At 74.7% G+C, this 13,056-nt stretch carries 10 protein-coding genes; 6 read left to right on the top strand and 4 right to left on the bottom strand.

Annotation, left to right across the window (positions count from 1 at the left end; genetic code table 11):
• The first annotated feature begins 154 nt into the window (after positions 1-154).
• Together ACIGFK_RS27740 and ACIGFK_RS27735 are read left to right on the top strand one after the other, a co-directional pair.
• Positions 155-892: an ABC transporter ATP-binding protein gene (locus tag ACIGFK_RS27740; protein ID WP_376655820.1), complete on the top strand. Its 738-nt coding sequence runs from the start codon at positions 155-157 to the stop codon at positions 890-892.
• The gene (locus ACIGFK_RS27735) at positions 886-3,354 is read left to right on the top strand and encodes an FtsX-like permease family protein (RefSeq protein ID WP_400054000.1); all 2,469 of its coding nucleotides are present in this window, start codon (positions 886-888) and stop codon (positions 3,352-3,354) included. Before ACIGFK_RS27740 ends, ACIGFK_RS27735 begins: the two co-directional genes overlap by 7 nt.
• Before the next feature lie 13 nt (positions 3,355-3,367).
• Here ACIGFK_RS27735 and ACIGFK_RS27730 read toward each other — a convergent pair whose 3' ends face one another.
• Together ACIGFK_RS27730 and ACIGFK_RS27725 are read right to left on the bottom strand one after the other, a co-directional pair.
• Positions 3,368-3,829: a Crp/Fnr family transcriptional regulator gene (locus tag ACIGFK_RS27730; RefSeq protein ID WP_376655822.1), complete on the bottom strand. Its 462-nt coding sequence runs from the start codon at positions 3,827-3,829 to the stop codon at positions 3,368-3,370.
• A 198-nt stretch (positions 3,830-4,027) separates the two neighbouring features.
• Positions 4,028-4,330, bottom strand: a complete 303-nt coding sequence (locus ACIGFK_RS27725; RefSeq protein WP_376655823.1) for a hypothetical protein — start codon at positions 4,328-4,330, stop codon at positions 4,028-4,030.
• A 212-nt stretch (positions 4,331-4,542) separates the two neighbouring features.
• Between ACIGFK_RS27725 and ACIGFK_RS27720 the strand changes: the two genes are divergently transcribed.
• Positions 4,543-5,388 (top strand): class I SAM-dependent methyltransferase, encoded by an 846-nt coding sequence (locus ACIGFK_RS27720; protein ID WP_400053997.1) that lies wholly within the window; start codon positions 4,543-4,545, stop codon positions 5,386-5,388.
• 14 nt (positions 5,389-5,402) lie between these two features.
• Entirely contained in the window at positions 5,403-7,358 is a 1,956-nt protein-coding gene (locus ACIGFK_RS27715) for a helix-turn-helix domain-containing protein (RefSeq protein ID WP_400053995.1), read from the top strand.
• A 5-nt stretch (positions 7,359-7,363) separates the two neighbouring features.
• Here the strand turns inward: ACIGFK_RS27715 and ACIGFK_RS27710 are convergent, their stop codons facing one another.
• Positions 7,364-8,857, bottom strand: coding sequence for an MFS transporter (locus ACIGFK_RS27710; RefSeq protein WP_400053993.1), 1,494 nt, complete (start codon positions 8,855-8,857; stop codon positions 7,364-7,366).
• 77 nt (positions 8,858-8,934) lie between these two features.
• Here ACIGFK_RS27710 and ACIGFK_RS27705 point away from each other — a divergent pair, with 77 nt between their 5' ends.
• Together ACIGFK_RS27705 and ACIGFK_RS27700 are read left to right on the top strand one after the other, a co-directional pair.
• Complete coding sequence (locus ACIGFK_RS27705; protein ID WP_400053991.1) at positions 8,935-9,582, top strand: helix-turn-helix domain-containing protein; 648 nt, start codon at positions 8,935-8,937, stop codon at positions 9,580-9,582.
• A gap of 145 nt (positions 9,583-9,727) precedes the next feature.
• Entirely contained in the window at positions 9,728-12,460 is a 2,733-nt protein-coding gene (locus ACIGFK_RS27700; RefSeq protein WP_400053989.1) for a DNRLRE domain-containing protein, read from the top strand.
• Positions 12,461-12,527: 67 nt separating this feature from the next.
• On the opposite strand, the gene ACIGFK_RS27695 is transcribed toward ACIGFK_RS27700, so the two are convergent.
• Positions 12,528-13,010, bottom strand: a complete 483-nt coding sequence (locus tag ACIGFK_RS27695) for a GNAT family N-acetyltransferase (RefSeq protein WP_376655856.1) — start codon at positions 13,008-13,010, stop codon at positions 12,528-12,530.
• Between the last annotated feature and the right edge of the window lie 46 nt (positions 13,011-13,056).

The raw sequence follows: 13,056 nt of genomic DNA, 5'->3' as shown, positions 1-13,056 counted from the left end.
GCCAAGGCTCTGACCTGTGCGGGAGCACGCCGCGGAATCGGCCGAACACCGACGGGGAGACACCCCTGAAACCTCCGGAGGTAGGGCCGGCCCTACCCCCGGAACGCCCTCTGGCCCCGCTGTGCCGGGCCGCCCCGGACGGTTGGCTGGGGGCATGGAAAACGACGCGATCCAACTCAGGGACGTCAGCCGCCTCCACGGGACCGGCGAGCACGCCGTCACCGCCCTCGACCAGGTCACCCTCGACTTCCCCCGAGGCACCTTCACCGCCGTCATGGGCCCTTCAGGCTCCGGCAAGTCCACCCTGCTGCAGTGCGCGGCCGGCCTCGACAGGCCCACCTCCGGCACCGTGACCGTCGGCGGGACCGAGCTCACCGGGCTCAGCGAGACCCGGCTGACCCTGCTGCGCCGGGACCGGATCGGCTTCGTCTTCCAGGCCTTCAACCTGCTGCCCTCCCTGACGGCCGAACAGAACGTCTCCCTGCCGCTCCGCCTGGCCGGCCGCCGCCCCGCCAAGGCCGAGGTCCGCGAGGTCCTCACCCGGGTCGGCCTCGGTGACCGGGCCCGGCACCGGCCCTCCGAGATGTCCGGCGGCCAGCAGCAGCGCGTCGCCCTCGCCCGCGCCCTGATCACCCGCCCCGACGTGCTCTTCGGCGACGAGCCCACCGGCGCACTGGACTCACGGACCGGACGGGAGGTGCTCACCCTGCTCCGCACCATGGTCGACACCGAGGGCCAGACGGTCGTCATGGTCACCCACGACCCCCTCGCAGCCTCCTACGCCGACCGCGTCGTCTTCCTCGTCGACGGCCGGCTCAGCGGCGAACTCGCCGGCGCCCGCCCCGAGGAGATCGCGGCCCGCATGACGAAGCTGGAGACCGTGCCGTGCTGAGCGTCGCCCTGCACACCCTGCGCACCCGCTGGGTCACCTTCGCCGGAAGCTTCGTCGCCCTCGCCCTCGGCGTCGGCCTGATCGCCACCATGGGACTCGCCCTCGCCGCCACCCTCGACGCCCCGCAGCGGCAGCCCGAACGCCTGGCCCGCGCCACCGTAGTCGTCAAGGGCAACGACACCCTCCGCGTCGCGACCCCGACCGGGGAGCGCACCCGCGCACTGGCCCACCCCAAACCCGTCACCCCCGAACTCGCCCGGCGGCTCGCCGCCCTCGGCCCCGTCACCGAGGACCGCTCCTTCCCCGTCCGCGCCGAAGGCGGACCCCGGCGCCTCGTCGGCCACCCCTGGTCGGTCGCCGCGTTCGCCCCGTACACCCTCGACACCGGCCGGGCCCCGCAGTCCGACGGCGAGGTCGTCACCACCGGCTGGGCCCGGCCCGGGGACCGGCTGACCACCGACCGCGGCCCCGCCACCGTGGTCGGCACCGTCTCCCACCCCGGCGCCCCGCACCTCCCCGGCTTCGAGGACGCCGTCTTCTGGACCGACGCCCGGGCGGCCCGCATCTCGCCCGCCGTCGACCAGCTCGCCGTGGCCGCGGACCCGGCCGCCGTACGGGCCGCCGTCGGCCAGGACCCGGACGTACGGGTCCTGGCCGGCCGGGACATCCGCTACGCCGACCCCGACCCGGAGCGCGACAGCGAGGCCCTGCTCGCGGTGAACGCCATGCTGGGCACCGCCGGCGGGGTCACCGGCTTCGTGTCGGTCTTCGTCGTCGCCTCCACGTTCGCCTTCGCCGTCGCCCAGCGCCGCAAGGAGTTCGCACTGCTGCGCACCGCCGGGGCCACCCCCGGGCAGATCCGCCGCACGGTCCTCACCGAGGCGCTGCTGCTGGGCGCCGTGGCCTCCGCCGCCGGCTGCCTCCTCGGCTCGTACGGGGCGCCCCTGGTCGCCCGCTGGTCCGTGGACGGTGACCTCGCGCCGCGCTGGTTCGCCATCGGCGATGCCACCTGGCCCTACCACCTGGCCTTCTGGACCGGACTGCTCGTCGCCCTCGCCGGAGTCGCCGCCGCCTCCCGGCGGGCCGGCCGGGTGGGGCCCGCCGAGGCGCTGCGCGAAGCCGCGGTCGAGACCCGCACCATGACCCGGGGGCGCTGGATCCTCGGCACCGGACTCCTGCTGACCGGGCTCGTCACCCTCGCCGTCGCCCTGCTCGCCGATCCGTCCGACCTGCTCCACCGCAAGACCTACACCAGCCGCCCGATGCTGTTCATCGTCGCCTTCGCGCTGCTCGCCCCGGTGCTCGTCCGGCCGCTGGTCCGGCTCCTCGCCTGGCTCCCGGCCCGGCTGCCCGGCGCCGGCGGGATGCTGGTGCGGGAGAACGCGGCGGCCGGACTCCGGCGCACCGCCGCCATCGCCGCGCCCGTGCTCGTCACCGTGGCCCTCGCCGGCTCCCTGCTCGGAGCCACCGCCACCCTGAACGAGGCCAGGGCCACCGAGATCCGGCAGCGCACCACCGCCGACTTCGTGATCACGGGCGGGGCCGGGGGCTTCGACCGGGACGCCGTCGAACGGATACGGGCCGTCCCCGGCACCGAGGTCTCCGCGACCGCCGGGACCGCCGTCCACGTCCTCGAGGAGGGCGTGGCGCTGATCCGCTCGGACGCCCGCGCCGTCGACCCGGCGGCCCTGGCCCGGACCGCCGAACTGCCCCTCACCGCGGGCAGCGTGGCCGGCCTCGACGACGGCTCGATCATCGTCACCGAGGAATGGGAGCGGCACACCGTCGGCTCCACCGTGGACCTCTGGCTCGGCGACGGCACCCGCAAGTCCCTGCGGATCGCGGGCGTGATGAGCATCGGCACCGGCAACAACGGGGTCTACGTCACCGCGGCCAACGCCCCCGGTGCGCCCGTGGACCGCATCGACGTACGCCTCGCCCCGGGCGCGGACGCGACCACCGTCGGCGCCGGGCTGGCCAGGGCGGCCGGGCAGGCCGGGGCCGAGGTCCTCACCAAGGACCAGTGGGTGGCCGCCACTTCCCCCCGGACCACGCGCACCACCCGGCTGGGCTTCCTGCTCGTCCTCGGCATCGCCCTGCTCTACACCGGCATCGCCCTCGCCAACACCCTCGTCATGGCCACTTCCGACCGGGCCCGCGACCTCGCCGTACTGCGCCTGGCCGGAGCCACCCGGTGGCAGGTGCTGCGCCTGGTGGCGTGGGAGGCCCTGCTGGTCGTCCTCGCCGGCGCGGTCACCGGAACCCTCGTCGCCGCCCTCAACCTCGGCGGGATGCGGGCGGCCCTGGGGCTCCTGGGAGTCCGGAGCCCCCTGGTGATCCCCTGGGACGTCCTGGGCGCGAGCTCCGCCGCCTGCGCGGCCCTGGCGGTGCTCTCCGCGGCCGCCTCCGCCGCGGTGTCACTGCGTCGCCCGGCGGTCGAGCTGGCGGGCGTACGCGAATAGCCGCGCAGGCCGGCTAGCCGGCCGCCATGCGCGGCGCGTAGAGGTCGAGGAGACGGGTGCGGGTCTGCTGGAGCCGGAGCGCGAGGACCCGGCCGACCCAGTGCCCGATGGCCGACCCGAACGCGGGATCGGAGTCCATGAGCATCCGTACGGTGACCCCGTCGAACTCGTACGCGCGGACCGGGGTCATCGCCTCCGCGCTCAACTGCCAGACGTAGGGCGGGAAGAGCCAGGACCAGCCCACCAGCTCGCCGGGTCCCAGGCTCTCCACCGAAGCGGGCCGCCGGACGCCGGGCATGGGGATCTGCAGGGTCACGGTGCCCGAGCGCACGATCCAGAAGGACTCCGCGCGCGCACCCTCCTCGAAGATCCGCGCACCCTCTTCGAAGTTGACCTCACGGGCCTGGGACATCAGCCGGCCGCGGTGCTCCGCGGACAGCACGGCAGCGATCCGGATGGGGGAAGGTGTGCTCACGACGGCCTCCGATCACGACCCCCCTCGACGCTCCTGCTCTCCCCAGTGTCGCCGACACCCGCCCGATGCCAACCGGATCGGGCGCGGCTTCTTCGGCGGTGTCCGCGCAGAGCCCGTGCGGGGCCGGTGCAGAGCCCGTGCGGGGCCGGTGCGCGGCCGGTGCGGGACCGCCGCGCCCCCGGCCCCGCACCGTCCCGGTCAGTCGTCGGCGTTCGCCTCCAGACAGGCCAGCTCCATCGCGTCCAGCACCGCCTCGTGACTGCGCCCGCTGAGCTCGGCGACGTTCTCGATCTGCGCCGTCGCCCAGGCGGCGAGGGTCATCGCCAGCACCCGGAGCCCGTCGGTGCCGTGCCGGGCCAGGATCGCGTCCGCGACCTCCATCGCGTCCTCGGGCACCTGCTCGGGCGGCTCCAGCCCCACCAGGCCGCGGAGCATCGTGAGGGCGCGCAGCGAGATCTCCGGGGTCATCCCCGCCAGTCGCATGTCCTCCTCGTCGTTCATCCGCCCCATCCCTTCTGGTTGCCGCGCCCATTGCCTGAGGGCACGGTAGAGGGACGTGGCCCCGTCCGGGGCGGTTTCGCGCGGGTGACCCTGTGTGATCGTGCGGCGGCGGCCGGTTCCCGTCGGCGCGGATGCGTGCCCGATCGTTCCCGTGCCCGGGCGGGAACCGGGGCCGGGCCCCGGGCGGCCGAGGCCCGTGGCATGCTCGGCGCATGCCCGAAGAGACTCCCGAAGCCCCCGAAGCCCCGTCCGGCCGCCAAGAAGGACTCGCGCTCAACCGCGCGCTGTGGGACACCCGGGCCCGCATCCACGGCTCGACCTCCACCGACAGGTTCTACGACGTCGAATCCTTCGTCGCCGGGCGCCAGACCCTCTACGCGCTCGAACGCGAACTGGCGGGGGACGTGGCGGGCAAGGACCTGCTCCACCTCCAGTGCCACTTCGGGATGGACACGCTGAACTGGGCCCGGCTCGGCGCCCGGGTCACCGGTGTCGACTTCTCCCCGGCGGCCGTCGAACGGGCCCGCGCGCTCGCCGCACGCACCGGCCTGGCCGCCACCTTCGTGGAGGCGGACACCCAGCAGCTGCCCGCGCACCTGGCGGACGGCTTCGACCTCGTCGTCGCGACCTACGGGGTCCTGTGCTGGATCGCCGACGTCAAGGCCTGGGCCCGGGGCGCCGCCATGGCGCTGAGGCCCGGGGGCAGCCTGGTCATGGTGGACCTGCACCCCGCCTTCCAGACGATCGCCACCGTCGACCCGCTCGTCGCCGACTGGCCCTACGGCGGGGGAGAGCCGCAGCGCGAGACGGTCACCGGGACGTACGCCGAGCCGGGCATGGCCGTGGCCGCGCACGACACCGTCCAGTACCCGCACTCCCTCGGCGACATCGTCAGCGCCGTCGCCGACGCCGGACTCACCGTGAAGCACCTGGGCGAGCACACCGCCGCCGCATTCGACCCCCGGGGCATCCTGAGCCGGGGTCAGGACGGCCTGTACCGGCTCCCCTTCGGCGACACCCACCTGCCCGTCCTCTACTCGCTGTGCGCGCGGAGCTGACGGAGAGCGCCCCCATGCCCACCCCCGGGAACCACCCCGACACCGCGCTGCGCCATGTGCTGGACCTGCTGAACCTGCTGGCCGAAGGCGCACCCGCGGAGAGCTTCACGCTGCCGGCCGGACGCGGCGCGGACCTCTCCGAGGCGGAGGCGGAGGCGGTGGCCGACGCCACGCGGACCGCGCTGCGCATCCGCCGCACGCTCAGCCAGCACCGCCGGCGCGAGGCGGAGCTCGCCGCCCTCTTCGACACCGCGGGGGACCTCGCGGGCCTACGGGACCTGGACGCCGTACTCAAGGCCATCGTCCACCGGGCCAAACTGCTCCTCGGCACCGACGTGACGTACCTGTCCCTCAACGACGACGAGGCCGGCGACACCTACATGCGCGTCACCGACGGCTCGGTGTCGGCCGCGTTCCAGCAGGTGCGCCTCGGCATGGGCGAGGGCCTGGGCGGGCTCGTCGCGGAGACCGCCCGCCCGTACACCACCGGCGACTACCGCGACGACCCCCGGTTCCGGCACACCGCGACCATCGACCACGCCGTCGCCGAGGAAGGGCTGCGCGCCATCCTCGGCGTACCGCTGCGCCTGGGCGCCCAGGTGATCGGCGTCCTCTTCGCCGCGGACCGCACGGCCCGCGCGTTCACCCCGGACGAGGTCGCGCTGCTGTCCTCCCTCGCCGACCACGCGGCCATCGCCATCGACGGCGCCCGGCTGCTGGACGAGACGCGTACCGCGCTGGTCGACCTGAACGCGGCCTCGCAGACCATCGAGGCGCACAGCGAGGCCATCCGCCGCGCCGAGGACGCCCACGACCGGCTGACGGACCTGGTGCTGCGCGGCGGGGACGTCACCGACGTCGCCACCGCCATCGGCGCCCTGCTCCGGGGCGGCACCCTCATCCACGACGCCGACGGCATCGAACTCGCCAGGGCGGGCACCGACCCGCAGCCTCCGCCGGCCCAGGCCGTCGCCGCCTCCCGGGCCGACGGACGGGCCGTACCCGCCGGGGGCACCTGGGTGTGCGCGGTCCTCGCCGGACCCGAACTGCTCGGCAGCATCGCCCTGAGCGGCCGCGCCGGCCTCGACGACGCCGACCGCCGCCTCTTCGAACGCGCCGGAGTGGTCACGGCCCTGCTGCTGCTCCTGCGCCGTTCGGTGGCCGAGGCCGAGGACCGCGTACGGGGCGAACTGCTCGGCGACCTCCTCGGCGGGGCCGCGGACCCGGCCGCACTGGCCACCCGCGCGCGCCGCCTCGGCGTGAACCTGAACCACCCGCACGCGGTGTTCGTCCTCCACCCCGAGCCCCCGCACCCCGAAGCCCCGCAGCTCCCCGGGCCGTTGGCCTCCGGGCCGGGACGCCCCGGGACGGCGTCGCGGCCGCGGCTGCCGGCGGCGGCCGCCCGCATCGCGCACGCCCGCAAGGGCCTGGCCGGGGTGCACCACGGGGACGTGGTCCTCATCTGCCCCTCCGAGACCCCCAGCGCCTGCGCGGCCGGCCTCGCGAACGAACTGGGCCAGGCCCTCGCCGCACCCGTCACGGTCGGCGCCGCGGGCCCGGCCACCGGCCACGCGGCGTTCGCCGCCGCCTACGCCGAGGCCCGCCGCTGCCGCACCGCCCTGCGTGCGCTCGGCCGGTCCGGCACCGGGGCCGACCTGCGCGACCTGGGCTTCCTCGGCGTGCTGCTCGGCGACCCGACGGACCTGGGCGGCTACGTCCACCGCACCCTGGGCCCGCTGCTCGAGTACGACGCCCAGCGCGGCACCGACCTCGTACGCACCCTCACCGTGTACTTCGAGGCCGGCATGAACCAGTCCAGGGCCCGAGACGCGCTCCATGTGCACATCAACACGGTGGTGCAGCGCCTGGACCGGATAGGCAGGCTGCTCGGCGCGGACTGGCAGCGCCCGGAGCGCTCCCTGGAACTCCAGCTCGCCCTCCGGGTCCACCAGGTCCACGCGGCGGACTGACGCCCTCACCCGCGCCCGGCGGGCGCCGCGGGAGGCGCGGGAGGCTCGGGTGCGAGCTTCCACGCCAGGGCGAGCGCGAGGCAGATCGCGACCGCCGCGACCGCGAACGTGGTCCGCATGCCGGTGGCCGTGGCCCCGGGGGACGCCGTCGCCACATCGGCGGCCGCCGACGCGAAGGCGAAGACGGCACCCATGACGGAGGCGCCGGTGACGAGCCCGAGATTGCGCGACAGGTTGAGCAGGCCCGAGACGACGCCCCGCTGATCCGGCCTCACCTCCGCCATGACGGCCGTGTTGTTGGCCGTCTGGAAGAGCGCGTAGCCGGCGGTCACCACCGCGATGGGGAGCACGTAGCCCCAGACGCCGAGCGTTGCCGGAAGCAGGGTCAGCAGGGCGCAGCCCGCGGCCATCGCGGCGAGCCCGGTGAGGGTCGTGCGCCGCGTGCCGAACCGGTCGGTGCCCCGCCCGGCCGGTACGCCGGACAGTGCGGCGACGAGCGGTCCGACCGACAGGACCAGCCCGACGAGCGCCGCGTCGAGGCCGAGCGACCGGGAGAGGTGGAACGGGCCGACCACCAGCGTCGCCATCATCACCGTCGAGACGAGGGCGCTCATCGCGAGGCCCGCGCCGAGCACGGGATCGCGCAGGGTCGCGAGGGCGACCAGCGGTGACGCCGTCCGGGCCTCGACCCGTACGAAGAGACCGGCACCGGCGGCGGCCGCCACCAGCAGCGCCAGGGAGAGCGGACCGAAGCCGCCGTGTCCGACCGTCATGGCGAGGGCGTAGGCCGCGAGCGTCAGGGCGAGCAGCAGGGTGCCCACACGGTCGAAGCCGGGCCGCGCGGCCCCGGGCTCCCGCTGCCGGTCGGCGGGCAGGAAGCGGTGCGCGAGGAGGAGGGTGAGGAGGCCGAGCGGCACGCTGACGAGGAACATGGACCGCCAGCCGAGTCCCGCGATGAGCGCGCCGCCCAGCGAGGGCCCGAGAGCCGTACCGACCGCGGACATCGTCCCGAGCAGCCCCATGGCCCTGCCGGTCCGCTCCTTCGGCACCGTCTCGCCGACGAACGCCATGGTCAGGGCCATCATGACGGCCGCTCCGAGGCCCTGCACCGCGCGGGCGGCGATCAGCCACGGGAGCGAGGGCGCGGCCCCGCACAGGGCGGAGGCGGCCGTGAACAGGAGCACACCGCCCAGCAGCAGTCTTCTGCGGCCGAAGAGGTCGCCGAGCCGGCCGGCGCCGACGATCAGGGTGGTGATGGCGAGGAGGTAGGCGAGGACGACCCACTGGATCTGCTGGAAGGAGGCGTCGAACGCCCGCGCCAGCGTCGGCAGCCCGACATTGGCGATGCTCGTGCCGAGGGAGGACAGCAGCATGGACAGCGACAGGCCGGCGAGCGCCCATGGCACCGGGACCGGGCGCCGCGCACCCCGCGCCGCCTCCCGGTGCTCGCCGTCTCGCCGTCCTGCGCCGACCGGGGTCGTGTCTCTGTGTGGGTTCATGGGCCGGAGCGTGCGCCCGCGGATGTGCGGTGGCAACTCTTGTTGCCGTTTCCGGGACGGAGGGGTGGAATGCCCGCATGAACTCCTCATCCGACACCCCGCCGGACGCCGAACCGGACACCGAACCGGACACCGCGCCGGACGAGCCCGGGCCGGGGCCGTACCAGGCCGTCCTCGACCAGGTCGCCCCCCGGCTCCGGCGGCTGCGCGCCGCCCGCGGCCTCACCCTGGCCGCGCTCTCCGAGGAGACCGGCATCTCGAAGAGCACCCTGTCGCGGCTGGAGTCGGGCGGGCGCCGCCCCAGCCTGGAACTGCTGCTGCCGCTCGCCGGGGCGTACGGCGTGCCGCTGGACGACCTGGTCGGCGCCCCCGAAGTGGGGGACCCCCGGGTCCGGCTGACGCCCCACCCGCTGCCCAGCGGCGGGACGTTCGTACCCCTGACCAGGACGCCGGGCCCGCTCCAGGCGTACAAGATGATCATCACCGACCGGGGCTCCGAGCCGGACCACCGCACCCACGAGGGCTACGAGTGGCTGTACGTGCTGAACGGCCGGCTGCGCCTCGTCCTCGCCGAGCACGACCTCGTCCTCGGTCCGGGGGAGGTGGCCGAGTTCGACACCCGGCTGCCGCACTGGTTCACCAGCGCGGACGGCCGGCCCGTGGAGATCCTCAGCCTCTTCGGCAGGCAGGGGGAGCGGATGCACGTCCGGGCGAAGCCGCGCTGAACCCGGCGGGGGCGCAGCGGAGGAAGGGCCCGTGAAACGTTCCGGTGCGAATCGGTATCCGATCCGCCAATTGGCGTGAACAGAACACCGAATCGCCCTAGGGTGCGCCCGTACGGTCACACCGCACACAGAACTTGGGGGGTTCATGCGTAGATCCAGAGGGCTAGCGGCCGCTGTCGCCCTGTCCCTGGCCGGAACCGGCGCCGGCCTCGGCCTCGGCCTCGTCCCGCAGGCCGCAGCCGTCACCCCGCCCGTCGTCTTCACCGCCGACCCGCTGCCCACCTGGCAGCCCAACGGCGTGGTCTGGGCCCTCGCCGAGGCCGCCGGGCGGGTCTTCGTCGGCGGCACCTTCTCCGCCGTGCGCCCGCCCGCGGGCGCCGCCGGAAGCGAGCAGCCGGCCGTGAACTTCGTCGCGCTCGACGCGGCCACCGGCGCACCGACCTCCTGCACCCTGTCCTTCACCGTGCCCTCCGGCACCGCCACCGTCCGTGCGCTGGCCCTCTCCCCGGACAAGAAGACCCTGTACGCGGGCGGGTACTTCGGCGCCGTCAACGGCACCGCCGTCTCCAGCCTCGCCGCCGTGGACGTGGCGAGCTGCACGGTGAAGACGGACTTCCGCCCCGCCTTCGCGGCCACCGTCAGGGCCCTCGCCGTCACCGGCGACACCGTCTACGCGGGCGGCGACTTCCTCACCGTCGCCGGGCAGCCCCGGCAGCGCTTCGCCGCCGTCGGCGCGACCGACGGCGCCCTCAAGCCCTTCACCGCCGACGCCGACGAGCCCGGGCGCGCGATCGAGGTCACCCCCGACGGCAACAGCGTCCTGCTCGGCGGCGACTTCTTCACGGTCAACGGCACGAACACCCACGCGCTGGCCGTCGTCGACGCGACGAGCGGCGCGCTCACCAAGTCCTATCCCGGCTTCATCGAGACCAACTCGGTGGTCAAGGACATCGCGACCGACGCGACCGGCTTCTACACCGCCAACGAGGGCACGGGCGGCGGCGTCTTCGACGGCCGCATCGCGCTCGACCTCGCCGGTTTCAACCAGCGCTGGCGCGACACCTGCCTCGGCGCCACGCAGGCCGTGCTGCCCTACCAGAGCGTCCTCTACAGTGCCTCGCACGCGCACGACTGCTCCAGCGTCGGCGAGTTCCCCGACGGCCAGCGCCACCACCTGCTCGCCCAGCCCACCACCGGCACCGGCAAGCTGAGCTGGGCCCCCGACACCAACGACGGCATCGGCGAGGGCATCGGCCCGCGCGTGATGACCGTCGGCTCCAAGGACGGCGTCCAGTACCTGTGGGTCGGCGGGGAGTTCACCACCGTCAACGGTGCGGCGCAGCAGAGTCTGACGCGCTTCGCCTCCACCGGGGACACCGGGGCGCCCAGCGTGCCCGTCGCGAGCGCGGTCAGCTTCAAGCCCGGCGAGGTGCAGGTGCGCTGGCGCACCAGCCTCGACCTCGACGACAGCGCGCTGACCTACAAGGTCTACCGCAACGGCGCGGCCACGCCCGTCGCGACGGTCACCGCCGACTCGCTGTTCTTCCGGCGCCCGCAGGCCTCGTGGACCGACACGACCGTGACGGCCGGCCAGTCGTACACGTACCGGGTGACGGCCACCGACGCGGCCGGCAACACCAGCGCCCTGTCGGCGACGGCGAGCGTGACCGTCCCGACGAAGACGGACGCCTACCCGAACCAGGTGCGTGCCGACGGGGCCCGGCAGTACTGGCGCTACGACGAGTCCACCCTGCCCTTCGTCGCCGACTCCTCCGTCTCCGGCAACAAGAGCGGCGTGCACCTGAACGCCCCCGCCCTGCGGCAGACCCCGGGCGCGGTCTCCGGCGCGAGCACCGCGATCGGCTTCAACGGCACGGACACCCAGGTGTACGGGGACGAACGGCAGACCGTGGGCAGTGCCTACACCATCGAGACCTGGTTCAGGACGAACACCACCCGGGGCGGAAAGCTCTTCGGCTTCGGGAACAACCAGGCCCGCGGCAGCAATCAGTACGACAAGCACCTCTACATGACCAATGACGGCCGGCTCGTCTTCGGCGTCTACACCGGAGCGACCCGCACCGTCACCACCTCCGGCACCTACAACGACAACGCCTGGCACCACGTCGTCGCCACCCAGGGCCCCGGCGGGATGACCCTCTACGTGGACGGCGTACAGAAGGGCACCCTGGCCGTCACCACGCACGAGAACTTCTCCGGCTACTGGCACGCCGGCGGCGACAGCCTCGGCGGCTGGCCCGACCGCCCGATCAGCGAGTACTGGGCGGGACAGCTCGACGAGACGGCCGTCTACCCGACCGTCCTGAGCGCGGCGCAGGTCCAGAACCACTACGCCCTCGCCACCGCCCCGGCGGACCAGGTGCTCCAGGTGACCGCGGCCGAGGACACCTACGCCAACGCCGGTGCCCCCGACACCAACTACGGGACCTCCAGCTCCCTCGCCGTGCGCGGCACCTCCTTCTACGCGAGCTACCTGCGCTTCAACCTGCCCGCCGCACCCGCCGGGACGGTGCTCAAGTCGGCCGTCCTCAGCGTCAAGACCAGCACCATGAGCGGCGCCGGTACGGCCGACAGCGTCTCGGTGCTGCCCGTCACCGGGGCCTGGACCGAGACCGGGACGACGTACAACAACCGCCCCGGCCTGGGCGCTCCGGCGCTCGGCGGCTTCGCCGGGATCCCCGACGGCTCGGCGGTCCACACCGCCGCGCTGACCACGGCGAACGTCTCCGCAGCGCTCGGCGGCAGCTACGCGCTGGCGCTGAGCAGCACCGGGACGGACGCCCTGTGGCTGTGGTCCTCGGAGGCCCAGGCGGCCGAGGGCACGCCGCAGCTGACGCTGACCTTCGGCGCACCCTGACCGGGGGAGCGGCCGTACGACCCGGGCGCCCGCCCGGGCCGTACGGCCCGGAGACGGCGGAGCCGGCTTAGGCGCCGGACTCCCAGCGGACCTCGCCGTCCTGGCGGTGCGGGGTGGGCCGGAGCCCGCAGGCCGCGGCCACCGCGGCGGAGGCGGCGTGGTCCGGGTGCACGTGCGCGACGAGGAGGCCGACGGGCAGCTCCCGCAGCCAGCCGGCGAGCGCCCGGGCGGCCTCCGCCGCCAGCCCGCGGCCCTGCCAGGGCGTACCGACGATCCAGGCCAGCTCGGCGCGGCCCTGCGTCGGCTCGACGGTGGCCTGGACGGTACCGGCCAGCTCCCGCCCCGCGCGCAGCCGCAGCACCCAGTTGCACCAGACCACCCCCGGATCGGGGGACCCGGCGGCGAGCCGCTCGTAGCGCGCACGCAGCGCATCGGGCGCCAGGGGCTCACCGCCGATGAAGGAGTGCAGGGCGGGATCCGCCAGTACACCGGCCATCTCCGCGGCGTGCGAGGGGTGCAGGGGTACGAGGTCCAGCCGCGCGGTGCTCAGAACGCGGGGCCGGACGACCGGCCCGGCCGCGGGCTTCCGGACCTTG

This window comes from Streptomyces sp. NPDC085524, assembly GCF_044541755.1.
Classification (GTDB): Bacteria; Actinomycetota; Actinomycetes; order Streptomycetales; family Streptomycetaceae; genus Streptomyces.
This window is presented reverse-complemented; position numbering and strand designations above follow the sequence as displayed.

What these genes read in the sequence shown, in the direction of transcription:
- ACIGFK_RS27740 (WP_376655820.1), top strand. Translation starts at nt 155, where the DNA reads ATGGAAAACGACGCGATCCAACTCAGGGACGTCAGCCGCCTCCACGGG.
- ACIGFK_RS27725 (WP_376655823.1), bottom strand. Translation starts at nt 4,330, where the DNA reads ATGAACGACGAGGAGGACATGCGACTGGCGGGGATGACCCCGGAGATC.
- ACIGFK_RS27720 (WP_400053997.1), top strand. Translation starts at nt 4,543, where the DNA reads ATGCCCGAAGAGACTCCCGAAGCCCCCGAAGCCCCGTCCGGCCGCCAA.
- ACIGFK_RS27715 (WP_400053995.1), top strand. Translation starts at nt 5,403, where the DNA reads ATGCCCACCCCCGGGAACCACCCCGACACCGCGCTGCGCCATGTGCTG.
- ACIGFK_RS27710 (WP_400053993.1), bottom strand. Translation starts at nt 8,857, where the DNA reads ATGAACCCACACAGAGACACGACCCCGGTCGGCGCAGGACGGCGAGAC.
- ACIGFK_RS27705 (WP_400053991.1), top strand. Translation starts at nt 8,935, where the DNA reads ATGAACTCCTCATCCGACACCCCGCCGGACGCCGAACCGGACACCGAA.
- ACIGFK_RS27700 (WP_400053989.1), top strand. Translation starts at nt 9,728, where the DNA reads ATGCGTAGATCCAGAGGGCTAGCGGCCGCTGTCGCCCTGTCCCTGGCC.